At 74.8% G+C, this 21,387-nt stretch carries 12 protein-coding genes; all 12 read left to right on the top strand.

The window, feature by feature from the left end; all coding sequences use genetic code 11:
- Positions 1 to 368 precede the first annotated feature (368 nt).
- The 12 genes from OG852_RS21220 (at position 369) to OG852_RS21165 (ending at position 21,387) form a co-directional block, all read left to right on the top strand.
- On the top strand, positions 369 to 1,955 hold the full coding sequence (locus tag OG852_RS21220) for a condensation domain-containing protein (RefSeq protein ID WP_330348684.1): 1,587 nt from the start codon (positions 369 to 371) through the stop codon (positions 1,953 to 1,955).
- Positions 1,955 to 5,374 (top strand): non-ribosomal peptide synthetase, encoded by a 3,420-nt coding sequence (locus OG852_RS21215; protein ID WP_330348683.1) that lies wholly within the window; start codon positions 1,955 to 1,957, stop codon positions 5,372 to 5,374. The genes OG852_RS21220 and OG852_RS21215 overlap by 1 nt, the downstream gene beginning before the upstream one ends.
- Positions 5,371 to 6,462 (top strand): cytochrome P450, encoded by a 1,092-nt coding sequence (locus OG852_RS21210; RefSeq protein ID WP_330348682.1) that lies wholly within the window; start codon positions 5,371 to 5,373, stop codon positions 6,460 to 6,462. Before OG852_RS21215 ends, OG852_RS21210 begins: the two co-directional genes overlap by 4 nt.
- A 2-nt stretch (positions 6,463 to 6,464) precedes the next feature.
- Complete coding sequence (locus OG852_RS21205; protein ID WP_330348681.1) at positions 6,465 to 10,370, top strand: type I polyketide synthase; 3,906 nt, start codon at positions 6,465 to 6,467, stop codon at positions 10,368 to 10,370.
- A complete protein-coding gene (locus tag OG852_RS21200) occupies positions 10,363 to 11,664 on the top strand; it encodes an MFS transporter (RefSeq protein WP_330348680.1) in 1,302 nt (433 codons plus the stop codon). The genes OG852_RS21205 and OG852_RS21200 overlap by 8 nt, the downstream gene beginning before the upstream one ends.
- A complete protein-coding gene (locus tag OG852_RS21195) occupies positions 11,664 to 13,061 on the top strand; it encodes a cytochrome P450 family protein (protein WP_330348679.1) in 1,398 nt (465 codons plus the stop codon). Before OG852_RS21200 ends, OG852_RS21195 begins: the two co-directional genes overlap by 1 nt.
- Positions 13,058 to 13,774, top strand: coding sequence for a thioesterase II family protein (locus tag OG852_RS21190; protein WP_133910516.1), 717 nt, complete (start codon positions 13,058 to 13,060; stop codon positions 13,772 to 13,774). Before OG852_RS21195 ends, OG852_RS21190 begins: the two co-directional genes overlap by 4 nt.
- Positions 13,775 to 13,792: 18 nt before the next feature.
- Entirely contained in the window at positions 13,793 to 14,617 is an 825-nt protein-coding gene (locus OG852_RS21185; RefSeq protein WP_330348678.1) for an SDR family oxidoreductase, read from the top strand.
- Positions 14,618 to 14,662: 45 nt separating this feature from the next.
- Positions 14,663 to 17,617, top strand: coding sequence for a non-ribosomal peptide synthetase (locus tag OG852_RS21180; RefSeq protein WP_330348677.1), 2,955 nt, complete (start codon positions 14,663 to 14,665; stop codon positions 17,615 to 17,617).
- A 112-nt stretch (positions 17,618 to 17,729) separates the two neighbouring features.
- Positions 17,730 to 18,677 (top strand): Rossmann-like and DUF2520 domain-containing protein, encoded by a 948-nt coding sequence (locus OG852_RS21175; RefSeq protein WP_133910514.1) that lies wholly within the window; start codon positions 17,730 to 17,732, stop codon positions 18,675 to 18,677.
- Positions 18,674 to 19,675: a pantoate--beta-alanine ligase gene (gene panC, locus OG852_RS21170; RefSeq protein WP_133910513.1), complete on the top strand. Its 1,002-nt coding sequence runs from the start codon at positions 18,674 to 18,676 to the stop codon at positions 19,673 to 19,675. Before OG852_RS21175 ends, panC begins: the two co-directional genes overlap by 4 nt.
- A complete protein-coding gene (locus tag OG852_RS21165; RefSeq protein ID WP_133910512.1) occupies positions 19,672 to 21,387 on the top strand; it encodes an L-aspartate oxidase in 1,716 nt (571 codons plus the stop codon). Before panC ends, OG852_RS21165 begins: the two co-directional genes overlap by 4 nt.

Below are 21,387 nucleotides of genomic sequence, written 5' to 3'. Positions count from 1 at the left end.
GTGTGGGGTGAAGCTTAATTATTTGACGATCTGTTGACGGTGTTCGCACGAGCGCAATGAATTGGACACGTTGAGGCTTGAATTGATTTTTCGCCACCTGGCCAAAAACCATGTGATGGACGTCGATCGGCCGGTCGATCGCCAGGTCCGGCGGGGTGCGACGGGTCAGGAACACGCCCGCCAAGGAAAGCCTTGACATGTTCATCGTGGGCTGCCTACGGTAATTCAGCCATTCACCGGCGCTCGCCGTCGTGCCTTGATGGAAACGCCTTTTTGCTTTCCATTTGTTCGCGCACCGTTTTACCGCGTGTTATTCGTCACCCCAGCAAGCGGTTCCATTGTTCACCTGAGTTTCGGGGGAATCTCTCGTGTTGTCCGTTTGGTACCCGGCCACCCGCATGCAGCAGGGCCTGTGGGTCCTCGACCGCGACGAACTGCAGAGACCCACCCAGCTCGTCCCGTCCGTCGTGGAGTTCACCGGCGAGGTGGACCACGGACAGCTCGTCGAGGCCGCCCGCCTCACCCTCGCCCGCCATCCCTCCTTACGGGCCCGCTTCCGCTTCGACCTGAAGGGACGCCGGGTCGAGTACAGCACCGACGGCGAGCCCGGCGAGGCCCTCCTGCGCGACGCCGAGGCCGAGGGGCTCACCGGCGCCGAGGTCGACGCGTACGTACGGAAGCTGTGCGGCACCCCGTTCGACCTGGCCGTGGACGCCCCCGCCCGGGCCGTCGTCGTACGGCTCGACGCCCGGCGCACCCTGCTGGTCCTCGTCTCGCACCACATCGTGGTCGACGGACTGTCGCGCACGATGCTCCTCGAGGAGATCTTCACCGTCTACCGGGCCCGGCTCGCCGGCACCACCCCGGAGCTGAGCGACCCGCCGCACCCCGCCTCCGTCGTCGACGCGCGCACGCCCGAGGAGATCGCCGCCCAGGTCGACGAGGTCGTCGAACGGCTGAAGGGCGCCCCCGTCGACGTGGCCCTGCCCTTCGAGCGCGGCGCCGGCGACGACCTGGAGGCCGCCCCGCTCGGCGCCACCGTCACCACCCGGCTCGACGCCGACCGCACCGCCAAGGCCCTGGCGGTCGCCGCCGAGGAGGGCTGTACGACGTTCATGCTGGGCGTCGCCCTGCTCGCCGGCACCCTCGCCCGCGGCAGCGGTCAGCGCGACTTCCTCATCGCCTTCGCCTGGCCGGGCCGCGACCACCCGGACGCCGGGGACGTCATCGGCATGTTCATCACCACCGTGGTGCTGCGGATCTCCCTGGAGCCGGACACCGGCTGGCGGGAACTGCTGGGCAACGCCCGGATCGCCGCCATGGAGGCCTTCATGGACGCCGACGTGCCGCTGGACGCGCTCGCCGCACGGCTCAACCCCGACCGCACCCGGATCTGGCCGCCCCTCACCCCGGTCCTGCTCAACCTCGACGACGCACCCCACACCCCCGTGCTCGCCCCCGGCGTCACCGGCCGGCTGCGTCCGCTCGACCCCCTCTACGTCAAGTACGACCTCGCGGCGTTCGTCCGGATCGCGGACACCGCCGAAGGCCGTCAACTGGAGCTCTCCCTCGACCACCCGACGGACGTCACCGACCACTCCGCCGTGTCCGCCTTCCTGACGGATCTGCGGCGCAGCGCCGCGGACCTTGCCACCTCACCGGAGGAACCCGTGCTGGAACAGCCCGCCCGGACCATCGACCTGGACGACCCCGAGGAGCGGCTCGACCTCGTGCGGTCCGTGTGGCGGGAGGTCCTCGGCCTCGAGGACACCGCCGACGACCCCGACGACGACATCAGCTTCTTCGAGTCCGGCGGCGACTCGCTGCTCCTCGTGGTCCTGGTGGAGCGCCTCAGCCAGGCCTCCGGGCGGACCCTGCGCACCATCGACCTGTTCCGCTCCGCCACCGTCAGCGGCCAGGCCGACCTCCTCGCGAAGCCCGCCGAGGCCCTCTGATGACGCCGACCCGCGAAGCGCTGGCCGTCTCCGTCCTCGGCGGCGGGGTGGACCCGGCGACCTTCGCCACGGAGACGTTCCTCTCCCTCGGCGGTGACTCGCTGCGGGCCATGCGCCTGGCCGCGCAGGCCCAGGAGCGGCTCGGCCTGCGCATCCCCGTGCTCGACCTCCTCGGCGGGCGGCCGCTCGCCGAGGTGCTCGCCGGGGCGCGGGTCGCACCACCCGCCGAGACCGCCGGGGAAACCACGCGCAGGGACGACGACGGAGCCCTGTCACCCGCCCAGCGCGGCATGTGGCTCATCGAGCGGGTGGCGGGCGGCTCGCCGTACAACCTCGTCTTCACCGCCCACACCGAGGACGGCGGCCGCATCGACCGCGGCGCCCTCACCAAGGCGCTCGCCGAGACCGCCGCCCGCCACGAGGGCCTGCGCACGGTCTTCCGGGAGAGCGAGGGCGACGGCGAGGACGACGTCGTACGCGAGGTACTGGCCGCGTACACACCCCAGCTGACGGAGATCACGCACGAGGGGCCGGCCGAGGAGTTCACGGAGTTCGTACGCCGCGAGGGCGCCGAGCAGGGCCGCCGTCCGTTCGACCTGTCGGCCGCGCCCGCCTGGCGGCTGCTGCACCTCTCGCACCCCGAGGGCCGTGACGCGGTCGTGCTCGCCGCGCACCACATGGTGCTCGACGGCTGGGCGGTCGGGCTGCTGCTGCGCGAGGTGTTCGCCCGGCACGCCGCGCTCACCGGCACCGGGCCCGAGCCGCAGGCCGACCAGGCGCCGCCCGTACGGCTTCTGACGGACCGTCAGGAAACCCTGCGCGCCCACGGCGTGTGGGACACCCAGGCCGACTTCTGGAAGGGGCACCTCGACGGGGTGCCCACCACCCTGGAACTGCCCGCCGACCGGCAGCGCCCCGCCCTCCAGGACGCGGACGGCGCCCGCACCGGCCTCGACCTCGGACCGGCCCTGTCCGCCGCCGTCACCGCCCGCGCCCGCGCCCTCGGCGTCACCCCGTACGCCTTCCTGCTCGGCGCCTTCGGACTCGCCCTCGGCCGCCGCACCGGCGCCCGCAGCCTGCTCGTCGGAGTGCCGCTGCTCGGCCGGCAGAGCGCCGAACTGGAGCGCCTGATCGCCGTCTCGGGCAACCTCGTCCCCGTCCGCGTCGACCTCGACGACGACGCGAGTCCCGCCGCCTACCTGCGCTCCGTGCACACCTCGCTCGGCCGCAGCATCGACGCGGGCGACCTCCCCTTCGAGGAACTGGTCTCCCGGCTCGGCGTGGAACGCAGCCTCGGCTGCCATCCGCTGGTCCAGGTCTGCTTCGGCATGCACGACCAGCTCGTCCCGCAGACCCTCGACGCGGGCACCGCCCGGCTGCGCGTCGAGGAGGGCCACGGCGGCGGCTCCCAGTTCGACCTGACCATGCTCATCGGGCACTCCGACCCGGCCTACGCAGGCCATGTCGAGTACGCAACCGCCGTGTGGACCGAGGCCGAGACCCGCGCCTTCGTCAGCGACTTCCTGGCCGGCGTCGAGGAACTCGCGAGCGGTGACGCGGACCGTCTGGAGGACGTGCGCTGCATCTCCGCCGACGGCGACGCCCGGCTCGCCGAACTCAACGACACCCGCACCGAGTTCCCCGACACCTCCCTCGACGCGCTGTTCCGCGCGGCCGCCGCCCGCACCCCGGACGCCGTCGCCGTACGCGACGAGTCGGCGACCCTGACCTACGCGCAACTGGCCGACGCCGCCAGGGAACAGGCGCGGCTGCTGCGGGCCGCCGGGGTCCGCCCCGGTGACCGCGTGCTGATCGGCGTCGAGCGCTCCGTCGCCGAGGCCGTCGCCGTGCTGGGCGTGCTGTGGGCGGGCGCCGCCTATGTCGGCGTCGAGCAGAGCGCCACCGACGCCCATCTGGCGAGGATCGTGACCCGCGCCGAGCCGACGGCCGCGCTGGTCGGGCCCGCCGACGGGGAGGCGGCCGCCCGCTTCCGCACGCTCGGCACCGCGCCGGTCGCGGTCTGGGAGCCCACCTGGGAGCCCACGCCCGACCCGCTGGAACCGGCCCCCGAGGACCCCTCCCGGCTCGCCTACGTCGCCTTCACCTCCGGGTCCACCGGCGAGCCCAAGGGCGTCGCCGTACCGCACCGGGCCGTGATCCGGCTGGTGCACGAGGCCGGGTTCGTACGGCTCGGGCCGGGCGAGCGGATGCTGCGGCTGTCACCGCTGGCCTTCGACGCGTCCACCCTGGAGGTGTGGGGAGCCCTGCTCACCGGCACGGCCCTGGAGGTGCACCCGGCGGGCCTCGTCTCGCCCACCGAGCTCGGCGCGTTCCTGCGGGAGCGCGAGGTCACCGTCGCCTGGCTGACCGCGGGGCTGTTCCGGCTGGTGGAGGAGTTCGCCCCGGACTCGCTCGGCGGACTCAAGCAGCTGCTGACCGGCGGAGACGTCGTCCCGCACGAGCACACCGCCCGGGTGCTCGCCCGCCACCCCGGTCTCGTCGTCACCAACGGCTACGGCCCCACCGAGAACACCACCTTCACCACCACCCACTCGGTCTCCTCACCCGACGAGATCGACGGCCCGCTGCCCATCGGCCGGCCCGTGCCCGGCACGCGCGTGTACCTCCTCGACGCCCGCCGCAGGCTGCTGCCGCCCGGCGCGGTCGGCGAGCTGTACGCGGCGGGCGCGGGCCTCGCCGACGGCTACCTCGGCGACCCGGACGAGACGGCCCGCTCCTTCGGGGAGTTCTCCCCCGACCTGCCCGAGCGGCTCTACCGCACCGGCGACGTCGTACGCCTCGACTCCCGGGGCCGGCTGACGTTCCTCGGCCGCGCCGACGACCAGGTCAAACTGCGCGGCTACCGGGTCGAGCTGAGCGCGATCGCCGACGTGCTGAGCGGGCATCCCGCCGTGCAGGACGCCGTCGTCCTGGTCACCGACGGGGACAGCGCCGAGAAGCGGCTGGTCGCGGCGGTGGTCCCGGTGCCGGGCGCCGCCCTCGCCGCCACCGACCTGCGCTCCCTGCTCCAGCGGACGCTGCCCGCCTACATGGTCCCCACCCTGTGGACACTCGTGGACGGGCTCCCCGTCACCGCCAACGGCAAGGTCGACCGGCGCGCCCTCGCCGCCACCGCCGTCCCCGCCGGACAGGCCAGGCGGGAGGCCGCGGACCCGGGAGCCGCCCTGACCGCGCGCATCGCGGAGCTGTTCGCCGAGGTCACGGAGAACACCGAGGCCGGGGCCGTCGACGCCGACACCGACTTCTTCATGGTGGGCGGCAACTCCCTCGGCGCCGTCCGCCTCATGCGCAAGGTCAAGGAACACCTCGGCACGACCGTCCGGCTGCGCGACTTCCTGCTCTCGCCGACCCCGGCGGGCCTCAGGGCACTCGTCGAGAAGGAGGCCGGCGGCGCGTGAACGGCACACCCCCGCTCGCGTGGGACGAGGGCCTCGAATGCTGGGTGGTCGCCGATCCGCGGCTCGCCCGGCAGGTCCTCAACCACCCCGGCTTCACATCCGGGACGTTCGAGCGCTCCTTCCAGCTCTACATGACCGAGGCCGCCCGCGAGGAGTACCGCGAACTCACCGAGTTCCTGCGGCTGTGGTTCGTGCAGACCGACGCCCCCGAGCACACCGCGCTGCGCCGCCCCGTGCAGCGCGTGATGTCCGCCTCCTACGTCCGCTCCCTCGCCCCGCGCGTCGAGGAGATCACCGACGCGTGCCTGGACGCGCTCGCCGCGAGCCCGCCGTACGACATCGTCCCGGCCGTCGCCGACGGGATATCCGGCACGGTGATGGCGCACGTCGTCGGCGTCGCCGAACCGCCCGGGACACTGCACCGCTGGGCGCGCACCCTGTCGCTGTTCATCGGGGCGATGTACCGCCGGGACCACGCGGCCGAGGCGCACCGCACGATGGTGGAGATGACCGAGGCGCTCTCCCGCGCCACCGCCCCCAAGTCCTTCCCGCAGGAGACCCCCGAGGACCGGGCGCGCACCACCGCCACCTGGGCGATGAACCTCTTCGGCGGACTGGAGACGACCTCCTCGCTGCTCGCCTCGACCGTCATGGACGTCCTCGGCGAGCCCGCCGTGTGGGACGCGGTGCGCGAGCAACGGCCCGGCGCGGCGGAGGAGTTCGTCGAGCGGGTCCTGCAACGCCGGCCGCCGCTGCGGCATCTGGGCCGGGTCGTGGCGTACGACCAGGAGCTCGCCGGGGAGTCGATGCGCGCGGGCGACCTCGTCCTCGTCAGCCTCACCGGGGAGGGCCTGCTGGACGAGGCCCGGGGCGGGGCCTGTCCGGTCACCGGCGACCAGCACCTCGTCTTCGGCTTCGGGCCGCACTACTGCGTGGGCGCGCCCCTGGCCCGGCTGGAGGCGGCCGTCCTGCTGCGCCGGTTCGCCGCCCGCTTCCCGGACGCGCGGCTGGCGGACGAGGCGGTCGTCTGGGGGCCGAACCTCTCGTACGTCGGTCTCGACCACCTCTACGTCGAGCTGGGGGTGTGAGCGTGCCGGGCGCAGCACAGGGCGCGGTGGCCGTGGTCGGCATGGCCTGCCGGCTGCCCGGGGCCGAGGACGTGGACCGGTACTGGGCGCTGCTCGGCGCCGGGGCCGACGGCATCAGCCGCCCCGCCCCGGACGAGCTGATCGCACGGGGCGCCGACCCGGCGTACGTCGGCCGGGAGAACTTCGTGCCCGCGATGGGCGTGATCGCCGGCTCCCGCCGCTTCGACCACGCCTACTTCTCCTACAGCCGCGCCGAGGCCGCCGCCACCGATCCGCAGCAGCGGGTGTTCCTTCAGGCCGCGGTCACCGCGCTCGACGACGCCGGACTCGACCCGACCCGTTTCCGGGGCCGGATCGGGGTGTACGCCGGCGCCGACCGCGTGGGTGAGCACCTCGACCCCGACCTGGGGGAACTCGCCCGCTACATCGGCCGGGAGAAGGACTTCCTCGCCACCCGCGCCGCCTACAAACTCGGCCTGCGCGGCCCCGCGCTCACCGTGCAGACGGCTTGCTCCACCTCGCTCACCGCCACCCATCTCGCCGTGCGCGCCCTGATCGGCGGCGAGTGCGACGCGGCGCTCGCCGGGGGCGTCACCGTGATGCCCGACGGCGAGTGGGGTTATCTGTACGAGCCCGGCGGCATCCTCTCGCCCGACGGCCGCTGCCGGCCCTTCGACGAGCAGGCGGCCGGCACCGTGCCCAGCGAGGGCGTCGCCGTGGTGGTGCTCAAACGGCTCACGGACGCGCTGCGCGACGGCGACCGGATCGCCGCCGTGATCACCGGCAGCGCCGTCAACAACGACGGCTCCGACAAGATGGCGTTCACCGCGCCCTCACCGGCCGGGCAGAGCGAGGTGATCCGCGCCGCGCAGACCGTGGCGGGCGTGGACCCGGCCGACCTCGACTACGTCGAGGCCCACGGCACCGCGACCCGGCTCGGCGACCCGGTGGAGGTGCGGGCCCTCGCCGACGTCTTCGGCACCGCCGCCCCGGACCGCGCCCGGTGCGCCCTCGGCGCCGTGAAGGGCAACATCGGCCACACCGGCGCCGCCTCCGGGGTCGCCGGGCTGATCAAGACCGCGCTGATGCTGGAACACGGCCGGCTCGTGCCCACCGCCCACTACACCCGGCCCAACCCGCTGCTGGAGCTGGACGGTTCGCCGTTTCGGATCGTGGACCGGGCCGAGCCCTGGGAAACACGCCGCGAGGACGGGACGCGGGTCGCCGCCGTCAGCTCCTTCGGCGTCGGCGGCACCAACGCCCATGTCGTCCTCACCTCCGCGCCCCGCCGCGCCCCGCTGCCGGAACGCCCCGGACCGCGCCCCCTGCTCGTCTCGGCGGCGGCGCCGCGGGCGCTGGGAGCGATGGCGGACGCCCTCGCCGACCGACTCGACACCGGCCAACGCGACACCGACCGGCTCGACACCGGCCGGCCCGAGACCGGCCGGCCCGACGCCGTCCCGGGCACCGCCCCGTCCGTCGCCGAGGTCTCCCGCACCCTCGCCGCACGGCGCGCGCACAAGCACCGGGCGGCCGTCGTGGCGTACGACGCGGAGCAGGCGGCCCGGCTGCTGCGCTCGGTCGCCGGGCGCGAGGCCGCGCGCGAGACCGGCGCCAAGCCGCGCAGGCTCGGCAAGGTCGCCTTCGTCCTGCCCGGCCAGGGCACCCTGCGGCACGCCGCCGGTGCCGCCGCGCACCGAGCGCTCCCCGGCTTCCGGGCCGCGTTCGACGCGATCGGCAAGCAGGTGCGGGACGCCCACGGCATCGACCTCACGCCCGCCGTCGACGAGGAGGCCGGCGCGTCCGAGGACTGGTTCGCCGACACCGTGCACCAGCAGCTCGCCCTGTTCGCCCTCGGGTACGCCTTCGGCATCCAGCTGAAGGAGTGGGGCGTACGGCCCGCCGTCCTGCTCGGCAACAGCGTCGGCGAGTACGCCGCCGCCGCGCTCGCCGGGGTCTGGTCCCCGCAGGACGCCGCCGACGTGGTGCACCACCGGGCCCGCGCCATGGCGGACACCGCGCCCGGCCGCATGGTGAGCGTCACCGGCGACGCCCGTGAGATCGCCGCCCGGCTCCCCGCGGACGGCGAGGTCACCGTCGCCGTCGAGGGCCCCGGCACGGTCGTCCTGTCCGGACCCGAGGGTGCCGTCACGGACCTTCTGGCGGGCCCCGCGCTGGCGGGCCTGCCGATCACGCCGGTGCACATCCGGCACGCCTTCCACTCGAAGGCCATGGAACCGGCAGCCGAGGCGGTGCGGACCCACCTGTCGTCGGTGCCCGCCCGCCCGCCCCGGCTGCCCTTGATCTCCAACACCACCGGCGACCGCGCCGACCCGGACCTGGTGGCCCGCCCCGAGTACTGGGCCACCCAGCTCCGCAGCCCCGTCCTGCTCGCCCGCGGCATGGAGACCCTGCTCGCCTCCGGCTGCACGACGTACGTCGAACTCGGACCCGGCAGCTCGATGCTCGGCGGGCTGCGGCGCAGCGCGGGCTGGGACGCCGCCGCCTTCACCGCCGTACGCCTGACCGGCCGCCCGGACGAACCCGCCGAGGACGCGCTGCTGTCGGCGCTCGGCACGCTGTGGGAACGCGGCGTCGACCGCGCGCTCGCAGACGTGGTCGAGCCGGCCGGCCCGGGGGCGGAGCGCGTGTCGCTGCCCGGGTATCGGTTCCAGGGGGAGGATCCGCGCGGGGACCGGCTGGAGGAGCGCCTGGAGGAGCGGCGGGGGACGGGGGCGCCCGCGCGCACACCGGCGCCAGGGTCCCCCGCGGCACCCGCGCGCACGCCGGAGCGTGCCGCAGCACAGACACCGGCGCACACGCAGGCGTACACATCGGCGGTCGCACCGGCGCGCACGCCCGCACCCCCGAGCGCCCCCACTCCGGCGCCCGCCCCCGCGCCCGCCGCCCCCCACGGTCCACGGGCCGTCCTCGCCGATGTCTGGTGCCGCACCCTCGGTACGGCCGAAGCCCGTGACGAGGACGACTTCTTCGCCCTCGGCGGCGAGTCCCTCATGGCCGTCGGCCTGATGACCGCCGTCCGGGAACGCACCGGCCACGCCCCCTCCGTCACCGACTTCTCCCGTCGGCCCACCTTCGGGGACCTCGTGGCGGCCGTCACCGAGGGCACGGCCGGTGCCGCCGCACAGGCGCGGTCCGTGCCCGGGGTCGCCACCCTCGCCGAGGGGCGGCCCGGCGAGCGCCCGCTGTTCCTCGTCAGCGACGCCGTCGGCACCGCGCTGCCCTACCGCGGCCTCGCCGCCCGGCTGGCCGCCGCCGGCCTCGGCCGCCCCGTGCTCGGTCTGGAGGACGCCGACGACCCCCGGGGCACCCCGCGCACGGTCGCCGCCCTCGCCGCCGCCCACCTCTCGGCGCTGCGGCGGGCCCAGCCCGAGGGGCCGTACACGCTCGGCGGCTGGTCGTACGGCGCCGTCGTCGCCCATGAGCTGGCCCGGCTGCTGATCCGGCGCGGTGAGCGGGTCGACATCCTGCTGTGCCTGGACGGGTTCGTGCCCGACACGGCAGGACTGCCCCTCGGTCTCGCCCCCGACTTCCTGCGCGCCGGCCTGCGCCACCGGGCCGAGGCCGCGCTCGGTGTCGGCCCGCTCGCCCGGCGGCTGCGCGGGGAGCCGGAGCTGCGACGGAGGTTCGCGGCCCGGCAGACGGCCCTGCTGCGCCACCGGCCGCGCCCGCTGCCCTGCCGCGCGGTGCTGTTCAAGGCGGCCGAGGGCCTCGCGCCCGGCGAGGCGGAACGGCTGCGGACCCGGCTCGGCGGGCTGTACGGCGGCGGGCTGCGGGTGGAGCCGGTCCCCGGCGACCACTGGTCGATGCTCGCCGAGCCCCACGCGGGCCCCCTGGCGGCCGGGCTCCTCGCGGTGCTGGACGAGAAACGGAGTGACCATGGCTGACGCGATCACCCAGGAAGAGGCGCAGGCCGGGCCGCAGGAGAAACCCCTGCTGCGCAACGCCGACTTCCAGGCGCTGTGGACCAGCGAGGCGTTCGCCGCGCTGGCCAAGGAGACCGCCGAGGTCGCCTACCCGCTGCTGATCCTCGCCACCGGCGGCTCCGCGTTCTACGCCGGCGCCATCGGCTCCGCCCAGCTGATCACCGCCAGCCTGATGTCGATCCCCGGCGGCACCCTCGCCGACCGCGTCGACCGGCGGCTGCTGCTGATCGTCTGCAACATGGTGCGGGTCGTCCTGCTCGGGCTGCTCGCGCTGCTCGTGTCCACCGGGCACACCCACCCGGTTGTCATCCTCGCCGTGGCCGTGGGCTCGGCGGCCTGTCTCGGCGTCTCCAACCCGACCGGACTCGCCGTCATCAAACAGCTGGTGCCGCCCTCGCAGCTGACCCAGGCGACCGCGCAGAACCAGGTCCGCTACTTCGCGGCCACCATGGGCGGCCCCCCGGCCGGCGGTTCGCTGTTCGCCGTCGCGCGGGCCTTCCCGTTCCTCACGGCGGCCCTGTCGTTCCTGGTGTCGTCCGCGCTGCTGCTGTTCATCCGCAAGCCACTGAAGGTGGAGAACCCGGCGCCCGGCGAGAAGCGCAACGCCGCCGAGGGCTTCCGCTTCCTCGCCCGGCAGCCCGTCCTGCGGCTGCTGATCGTCTGGATCATGGGCTCGAACATGGCGTTCACCCACACCGGGGTCTTCCTCGCGCTGATCGCCACCGCCGAGAGCCGCGGCGCCTCCTCCACCTTCACCGGTCTGCTGCTGTCCATCGCCGGCATCGGCGGTGTGGTCGGCTCGCTCCTCGCGAGCCCGATCATCAAGCGGGTGCCGCCGCCGGTGGTGTTCCTGACGGCCGCCTGGATCGGGCCGGTCGCGGCCGTGCTGCTCGCCACCGTCTCGGGGCTGGTCCCGCTCGGCGTCATCGTCGCCTGCGTCTTCCTGCGCGGGCCCATCACCAGCGCCCTGTTCCTCGCCTACCTCGCGGCCATGGCACCGGACCGGACCCAGGGCCGGGTGCTCGGCGCCGTGATGTTCATGTCGATGGTGGCCGCGCCGCTCGGCGTGTTCGGCGTCGGCGCCCTCTTCGACCTGGCCGGACCCACCGCGGTCTTCACGGCCATGGGCATCGTCTCGGGCCTGGCCGCCCTGCCCACGCTCAGCCCCCGCATCCGCAAGCTCGCCCCGCCGGAGGAGTACGCCGTCACCGACACGGCGGAAGCGTCCGGCGCCCCGAACTCCAAGGAGACGTGATGCCCGCCGACACCACCCGGCAGCCCTCCGCACCCGCCACCACCCCGGCCAACGGTCACCAGGAGCCCGACACCACCCCCGCGGCACGACCCCCCGTCTCCGGCCCCGCCCTCGCCGCCCTCGTCGACGTCGTGACCGGTGGCGGCGACCGGCTCCCGCCCGAGTTCTTCACCGAGCCCGACCCGGCGCCCGGCGCCACCCATGCCGCCAACGCCCGGCTGCGCGCGACCGGTTGCCCGGTCCACCCCATCAACTACCCGCCCGGCGGGGACGCCTACGTGGTCTCCGAGTACGAGACCGCCCTCAAGGCCTTCGGCGACCCCCGGCTGTCCAAGTCCGTCGACAACGCGCCCGGCTGGTTCCGCGACCTGCTCAAGGACAGCAGCCCGGTGCTGATCCGCAACATGATCACCGCGGACGCGCCCGAGCACACCCGGCTGCGCCGCCTGGTCAGCCGCGCCTTCGTACCGCGCCGGATGGCCGTGCTGCGGCCCCGCATCCAGGAGATCACCGACGAACTCATCGACGCGTTCCCCGCGTCGGGCGAGATCGACCTGATGGAGTTCGCGTTCACGCTGCCGATGCGGGTCATCTGCGAGTTCCTCGGCGTCCCCATCGAGGACCGCCCCGACCTGCACGCCTGGGGCTACTGGCTGAGCGGCGCCCCCTTCGCCGACGAGGAGTCGAACCGGCAGCTCAAGGTGGCCAGCGACAGCATCGAGCGGTACCTGGTCGGGCTGCTCGACCGGCGCCGCGCCGAGGGCCTCGGCGACGACCTGGTCTCCATCCTGCTGCGCGCCGCCGACGAGGAGGACGTCTTCACCAACGACGAACTCGTCTCCACCCTCGTCCTGCTGATCATCGCCGGCCACAAGACGACCGCCAACCTCATCGGCAACGGCTTCCAGGCCCTGTTCCGCTTCCCCGACCAGCTCGACCTCCTGCGCGCGAAGCCGGAGCTGGTCGAGTCGGCGGTCGAGGAGTTCCTCCGCTTCGAGCCGCCCGTCTACCGCGGCACCCTGCGCGTGGCCACCGAGGACATGGAACTCGGCGGCTGCCCGATACCCCGCGAGGGCTTCGTCCACATCCTCATGGACTCCGCCAACCGCGACCCCGAGGCCTTCGAGGACCCCGACCGCCTCGACATCACCCGCGCCAACAACCGCCACTTCGCCTTCGGCCACGGCGCCCACTTCTGCGTCGGCGCCCCCCTCTCCCGCGTCGAGGGCTCGGTCGCCTTCCCGACCCTGCTGCGCCGGCTCCCCGGCCTCGAACTCGCCGTACCGCACGACGAGCTGGAGTGGGTCTTCGACAACTCCACCAGCCGGGGCCTGAAGAAGCTCCCGGTGCGCTACACGGCCCGGCTGGCCGCCGACCCGGAAGAGGCGAACCGATGACCGTGCCCACCTCCCTGGTCTGCCTGCCCTTCGCGGGCGCCGGCGCCTCCTTCTTCCGCCCCTGGCAGCGGGTCGCCGGCGACAGCCTGACGATCCTGCCGCTGCAGCTCCCCGGCCGTGAGCGTCGTATCGACGAGGACCCGTACACCGACACGCGTCCGGCGACCGAGGGGCTCCTGGGCGACCTGCGCGCCGCCCTCGACGCCGACCCCGCCCTGCCGCGCCGGATCGCCCTGTTCGGGCACAGCCTGGGCGCCGTCCTCGCCTACGAACTCGCCCACCGCCTCGCCGCCGCACCCGGTGACCTCGACCTCGTCCGCCTCTTCGTCAGCGGCTCCCCGCACCCCGCCGAACAGCGCACCCGCCGTGCGACCGGCCTGCCCGACGACGCGTTCCTCGCCCGCGTCAACGAGTTCGCCGGCTACACCCACGAGGCGCTCGACGACCCGGAGATGCGCGAGCTGATCCTGCCGACGCTCCGCGCCGACGTCGAGATGCACGAGACCTACACCCCCTCCACCGACCTGGCGCTGCCCGCCCCGCTCACCGTGCTGCGCGGCAGCCACGACGAACTCGTCAGCCGCGAGGAGGCGGCGGCCTGGGCGAAGGTCGCGGGCGCCGACTTCCGGTCCGTGGAGCTGTCCGGCGGCCACATGTACCTGACCGAGTCGGCGGCGGACCTGCTGGCCGTCGTCGCCGACGACGTGCGCTGAGCTGAGGGGGATCGGGTCATGCGTCTGACCGGGAAGACCGTCGTCGTCACCGGGGCGTCCCGGGGGCTCGGCCGGGCCACGGCGGTGGCGTGCGCCGCCGAGGGCGCCGACCTGGCGCTCCTCGACCTCTGCGCCGACCTGCCCGCGGTGCCGTATCCGCTGGGCACCGAGGGGCAGTTGGAGCACACCGCCGCGCTGTGCCGCGCGGCCGGCTCGGCGGTGCTCACCGCCCGCTGCGACGTCCGCGACCTGCGGTCCGTCGAGGAGGCGGTGGCGCTCGCCGAGGACCGGTTCGGCGCGCTCGACGGGGTGGTCAACAACGCGGGCATCGCGGCGCCCTCGGGCACGCCCGCGCACGAGATCGGCGAGGAGGAGTGGGCGCTGATGATCGACGTCGACCTCTCCGGCGCCTGGCGGATGATCCGTACCGTCGGCAAGGCGATGAGCGCACGCCGCTCCGGCAGCATCGTCAACATCGCCTCCACGGCGGGCCTGGTCGGCTACCGGCACTTCGCCGGGTACGTCGCCGCCAAGCACGGCCTGGTCGGGCTCACCAAGGCGGCGGCGCTCGACTACGCCCCCCGCAAGGTGCGGGTCAACGCCGTCTGCCCGGGTTCGGTCCGTGACGAGCCGGCCGCCGAGGGCCGGATGCTCGCCGAGATCGCCCGCGCCCTCGACGTGCCGGTGGGTGAGCACGAGGAGGAGTTCGTCGCCGCCCAGCCGATGAACGCGCTGATCGAGCCGGAGGACGTGGCGGCGGCCGTCGTCTACCTCCTGTCGGACGACGCCCGGCAGGTCACCGGGACGACCCTGACGGTCGACGGCGGCTTCTCGGCCCGCTGACCACCTCACATGACTCGGGCAGGAACAGAACAGGGGAGGTCACCCGTGCCGGGTGCACAGTGCCATGCGGTCCGCGTCCCGGTGACCGGGGCGGACGTACGACGACTGCGGGACCGGCTGGCCGCGGCGGGCCCTTGGCGGCTGTGGACGGACGACGTCCCGGCCGCCCCGGGCGAGCCGCTCGCCGTACGCCGCCGCGAGGCCGAACTGCGCCGCCCGGTCGAGCGGGACGTGCGCTGCGTCCTGCTGCGCTACGGCGACGGCACGGCGGACCTGGTCCTCGTCGCCCACCGCGACCGCCTGGACGGGGCGGGTCTGCGCCATCTGACGGAGGTGCTGACGGGGGAGCGCCCGCCCTCCCCGTGCCCCGAACCGGCCACCGCCCGCACCCCGTTCCCGTCCCCGGCCGACGCCCCGGACTGGGGCGGGGGCGACCCGTCCGCCACGACCTGCGGCACCTACGCCCTGGACCTGCCCTTCCCGCACACCGCACCGGGTCTGCCCACCCTGGCGCTGACCCTCTCCCGCTACGACGGCCACGGCGGGACGGGCTCGGCGACGGTCGCCGCCGACCGGACCGGGCCCCTGCGGTACGAGCTGCCGGAGTCGGCCACCCTGCGCGATCTGGCCGGGACGGAACCCCGGCGGGTGACCGGGCCGGTGCTCGCGGGTCTCCTCGACGACCCCGAGACGCCCCCGGCCGGCCATCTCGCCTGCCTCGCCCCGCCCTTCCCCCTCACCTTCGTCTTCTCGCCCCTCCCCTCCGGCGGCACCCGTCTCACCTGCCACTTCCGGCACAGCCATGTCTCGGCCGCGGTCGCCGAGGGCTTCACCCGGCACTACGCCGAGGTCTGCCGACAGGAGGCCCTCGCCCCGGAGACGACGGTCGCGGACGTGGAGCTGCTCGACGCGGACGAACGGGCCCGGGTGGCCCGGCTCGGCCGTCCCGCCGCACCACTCCGGTCCCAACCGGACACGCTGCCCCGGGCGTTCGCGCGGATCGCCGCCGCCACGCCCGACGCGGTCGCCCTCTGCGACGGCGGCACCGAACTCACCTACCGGGAGCTGGACGAACGGTCCGCCCGGATCGCCGCCGGGCTGCTGGCCCACGGCGTCCGCCCCGGCGACCGGGTCGGGGTCTGCCTGGAGCGCACCGCGGAACTCGTCGTCACCCTGCTCGGCGTGGTCCGGGCGGGTGCGGCGTACGTTCCGACCGACCCCGCCTACCCGGCCGAGCGGCTCGCCCACACCGTCGCGGACGCCGGGCTGAACCTCGTGGTGACCCGCCTCGCCGAATTCCCGCGCGAGGCCGGAGTCGTCCTGCTGACGCCCGGCGAACTGGCCGAGGCCATCCCGGCCCCCCTCCCCGAACCCGCCCCGGACGACCCGGCGTACGTCATCTACACCTCCGGTTCCACGGGCCGCCCCAAGGGCGTCCTGGTGCCGCACCGCAACGTGACCGCCCTGATCGACGCCACCCGGGACACGTACCGGCTCGGCCCCGACGACACCTGGACCCTCTTCCACTCGGCCGCCTTCGACTTCTCGGTGTGGGAGATCTGGGGCTGCCTGCTGACGGGCGGACGGCTGGTCGTCGTGCCGTACTTCGTCAGCCGCGAACCGGACGACTTCCGCGACCTCCTCCTCGAACGCCGGGTCACCGTGCTCAGCCAGACCCCGTCCGCGTTCTCCCAGCTCCTGCGGACCGACCACGCCGCGCTGCCGGTCCGACTGGTGGTGTTCGGCGGCGAACCGCTGGACAGCCGCATGCTGCTGCCCTGGTTCGACCGGCATCCCGAGCGGAGCTGCCGCCTGGTCAACATGTTCGGGATCACCGAGACGACCGTGCACGTCACCGCCCAGACCGTCACCCGCGCGCTCGCCCTCGCCGGCTCCCGCTCCGTGGGCCCCGCTTTGCCGGGCTGGCATCTGTACGTCACCGACGAGCGCGGCCGGCTGGTGCCGCCGGGCGTCACCGGAGAGATCCGGGTGGGCGGCGCGGGCGTGGCCGCCGGCTACCTCAACCGCCCCGACCTGACAGCCGAACGCTTCCAACCGGACCCGCACGCCGCTGACACGCGCGCGTACGGCGGGGTGGCGGGGGTGGGCGCCGCTGGCACGGGCGCGTACGGCGGGGTGGCGGGGTTGGGCGCCGCTGGCACGGGCGCGTACCGCGAGGTGCCGGAGCCGGGCGCCGCTGACACGCGCGCGTACGGCGGGGTGCCGGGGTTGGGCGCCGCTGGCACGGGCGCGTACGGCGGGGTGCCGGAGCCGGGCGCCGCTGACACGCGCGCGTACTGTGACGCGCCGGACCCCGACGGCCCGGGCACGCGCGCGTACCGTGACGCGCCGGACCCGGGTGCCCCCGGCCCGCGCGCGTACCGCAGCGGTGACCTCGGTCGGCTGCGGCCCGACGGGTGTCTCGAGCACCTCGGCCGGATCGACAGCCAGGTCAAGATCCGCGGCTTCCGCATCGAGCTCGACGAGATCCGCTCGGTGCTCCTGGAGGACCCGGCCGTCGCCGCCGCGGCCGTCGTCGTCCGCCGCGACGACCCCGCCGACCCGGCCACCGCCCGGCTCGACGCGTACGTCGTCCCCGCCGACGGCGTCACGTCCGCCGACCCGCAGGGCATCCGCAAGCGCGCCGCCGGCATCCTGCCCGAGCACATGGTCCCGGCGACCGTCACCCCCCTCGACGCCCTCCCCCTCACCACCAACGGCAAGCTGGACGCGGCCCGGCTCCCGGACCCCGTCCGCGCGGCCGCGGTGGTCCCCGAGAGCTCCGGTCCGGTACGTGACGCTGGTCTCGCCGGAGTGCTGACGGAGATCTGGCGATCCGTGCTCGGCACCCCCGTCGGACTCGACGACGATTTCTTCGAACTCGGCGGAAACTCCCTGTTCGCCGTCCGTGTCAACGCCGCTCTGCGGGCCCGGGGACTGCCCTCGGTGCCCCTGCGCGACCTCTACCGCACGCCCACCATCCGAGCCCTCACCGGCTGACGACGCCGCACGCGCCGCGCGACGACCAGGCCGCCCCGAACTCCAATCGCGTTAACATGACGAGAAATCGTCCGGTACCCCGCGCGGACTGGAACGGGAAGGCCGCCCTCGCGTGAGTGCATTTCAACAACCAGACCCCAGGGACCGCCCCGCGCGGCTGACCGTCGGCGTCGTCGGCGCCGGCCGCGTGGGACCCGCCCTCGCCGCGTCCCTCCAGCTCGCCGGACACCGCCCGGTGGCCGTCTCCGGAGTCTCCGACGCCTCCCGGCGGCGGGCCGCGCTGCTGCTGCCCGACGTACCGCTGGTGCCGCCCGCCGAGGTCCTGCGGCGCGCCGACCTGGTGCTGCTCACCGTCCCCGACGACACCCTGCCCGGCCTGGTGCAGGGCCTCGCCGAGACCGACGCCGTACGGCCCGGGCAGCTCCTCGTGCACACCTCCGGCCGCTACGGCACGAAGGTCCTGGAACCCGCCCTGCGCGCGGGCGCGCTGCCGTTGGCCCTGCACCCGGCGATGACGTTCACCGGCACGCCCGTCGACGTCCAGCGGCTCGCCGGCTGCTCCTTCGGCGTCACCGCCCCCGACGAGCTGCGGCTGGCCGCCGAGGCCCTCGTCATCGAGATGGGCGGCGAACCGGAGTGGATCGCCGAGGAGAACCGCCCGCTGTACCACGCGGCCCTCGCCCTGGGCGCCAACCACCTGGTCACGCTCGTCACCCAGTCGATGGAGCTGCTGCGCACGGCCGGCGTCGAGGCCCCCGACCGGATGCTCGGCCCCCTGCTCGGCGCCGCCCTCGACAACGCGCTGCGCTCCGGCGACGCCGCGCTCACCGGCCCCGTGGCCCGCGGCGACGCGGGCACGGTCGCCGCGCACGTCGCCGAGCTGCGCCGGCACGCCCCGCAGACCGTCGCCGGGTATCTGGCGATGGCCCGGGCGACCGCCGACCGCGCGCTCGCCCACGGACTGCTCAAGCCGGAACTGGCCGAGGACCTCCTCGGCGTCCTCGCGGGCCGGGCCGACGGCGCCCCGGGCACCCACGGCACCGAAGGAGACGCCGGATGACCCCCACCCTCCTGCGCACCGCCGCCGAGCTGCACGCACGCGCGCGTGCCGGCCGCCGGGCCGTCGTGATGACGATGGGCGCCCTGCACGAGGGCCACGCCACCCTGATCCGCACCGCCCGCGAACTCGCCGGGCAGGACGGCGAGGTGGTCGTCACCGTCTTCGTCAACCCGCTCCAGTTCGGCGAGGGCGAGGACCTCGACCGCTATCCGCGCACCCTGGACGCCGACCTCAAGATCGCCGAGGAGGCGGGCGCGGACACCGTGTTCGCCCCGTCCGTCGACGAGGTCTATCCGGGCGGCGAGCCGCAGGTCCGGGTCAGCGCCGGTCCGATGGGGGAGCGGCTGGAGGGCGCCTCACGGCCCGGCCACTTCGACGGCGTGCTCACGGTCGTCGCCAAGCTGCTGCACCTGACCCGGCCCGACGTGGCGCTGTACGGCCAGAAGGACGCCCAGCAGCTCGCCCTGATCCGCCGTATGGTCCGCGACCTGAACTTCGGCATCGACATCGTCGGCGTGCCCACCGTCCGCGAGGACGACGGGCTCGCCCTGTCCAGCCGCAACCGCTATCTGTCCGCCAGGGAGCGGCGCACCGCGCTCGCGCTGTCGGCGGCCCTGTTCGCCGGGAGCGACCGGCACGCCGCCCAGGAGGCGCTTTTGGCCCGCGCGCGGGAGGTGCCCGCCACGCACGCGCGTGCCGAGGCGCTCAGCGCGCTCGGGGAGTCCCGCGCGGCGGCCGACGCGCACGCCGTCGCCCAGGCCGTCCCCGGCGGTCCGTCCGCCGTCCGCGCGGCCGCCCGGCTGGTCCTCGACGAGGCCGCGCAGCTCGATCCGCCGCTGGAACTCGACTACCTCGCCCTCGTCGACCCGTCCGACTTCACGGAGATCGAGGACGACTTCACCGGCGAGGCCGTGCTCGCCGTCGCCGCCCGGGTCGGGACGACCCGGCTGATCGACAACCTCCCCCTCACCTTCGGAACCCTCGGAGCCGCCTCGTGACCAGCACAGGCATACGACTGCACGCGCCCGCCCCCGGCTGGTCGATCTCCGCGGACGTGGTGGTCGTCGGCTCCGGGGTGGCGGGGCTGACCGCGGCCCTGCGCTGCGAGGCGGCCGGCCTGAACACCGTCGTCGTCACCAAGGCCCGGCTCGACGACGGCTCCACCCGCTGGGCGCAGGGCGGCATCGCGGCGGCCCTCGGCGAGGGCGACACCCCCGAACAGCACCTGGACGACACCCTGGTGGCGGGCGCGGGCCTGTGCGACGAGGACGCCGTGCGGATCCTCGTCACCGAGGGCCCGGACGCGGTACGGCGGCTGATCGAGACCGGCGCGCACTTCGACGAGTCCGCCGAGGGCGACCTGGAACTCACCCGTGAGGGCGGCCACCACCGGCGCCGGATCGCCCACGCGGGCGGCGACGCGACCGGCGCGGAGATCTCCCGCGCGCTCGTCGAGGCGGCCCGCGCGCGGGGCGTGCGGACCATCGAGAACGCGCTCGTCCTGGATCTGCTCACCGACGCCGACGGCCGGACGGCGGGCGTCAGCCTGCACGTCATGGGTGAGGGCCAGCACGACGGCGTGGGCGCCGTGCACGCCCCGGCGGTCGTCCTCGCCACCGGTGGCATGGGCCAGGTCTTCTCCGCGACCACCAACCCGTCGGTGTCGACCGGCGACGGCGTGGCGCTCGCGCTGCGGGCCGGCGCGGAGGTCAGCGACCTGGAGTTCGTGCAGTTCCACCCGACGGTGCTCTTCCTCGGCCCGGACGCGGAGGGCCAGCAGCCGCTGGTCTCGGAGGCGGTACGCGGCGAGGGCGCCCACCTGGTGGACGCGGACGGCGTGCGTTTCATGGTGGGGCAGCACGAACTCGCCGAGCTGGCGCCCCGGGACATCGTCGCCAAGGGCATCATGCGCCGGATGCAGGAGCGGGACGCCGAGCACATGTTCCTCGACGCCCGCCACTTCGGCGCCGAGATGTGGGAGCACCGGTTCCCGACGATCCTGGCCGCCTGCCGCGCCCACGGCATCGACCCGGTCCACGACCCCATACCGATCGCCCCGGCGGCCCACTACGCCTCCGGCGGCGTGCGCACCGACTCCCGGGGCCGGACGACCGTCCCGGGCCTGTACGCGTGCGGCGAGGTCGCCTGCACGGGCGTGCACGGCGCGAACCGGCTCGCGTCCAACTCCCTCCTGGAGGGCCTGGTCTACGCGGAGCGGATCGCCGCCGACATCGCCGACAGCCACGCCGACGAGGGCCTGCACGCGCGTGTGCCCGCCCCGGTGGAGCACCCCGAGAAGCCCGCGCATCCGCTGCTCGGCGCCGAGGCCCGGTTCGCGATCCAGCGGATCATGACGGAGGGCGCCGGGGTGCTGCGCTCCGCCGAGTCCCTCGCCAAGGCCGCCGACCAGCTCCAGCGCCTGCACAGCGAGGCCCGCGACGCGCTCGACCACAACGGCAAGACCGCCGAGCCCGGCGTCGACACCTGGGAGTCCACCAACCTCCTGTGCGTGGCCCGCGTCCTGGTCGCCGCCGCCGCGCTGCGCGAGGAGACGCGGGGCTGCCACTGGCGCGAGGACCACGCCGACCGCGACGACACGGCATGGCGCCGTCACATCGTCGTACGGCTGAATCCGGACCGGTCGCTCGCCGTACACACCACCGATACCGCAGACTTCCCCCCGACCCGGCAGCACCAGCAGGAGCAGTGA

Source organism: Streptomyces sp. NBC_00582 (assembly GCF_036345155.1).
In the GTDB taxonomy this organism is placed as follows: domain Bacteria; phylum Actinomycetota; class Actinomycetes; order Streptomycetales; family Streptomycetaceae; genus Streptomyces.
This window is presented reverse-complemented; position numbering and strand designations above follow the sequence as displayed.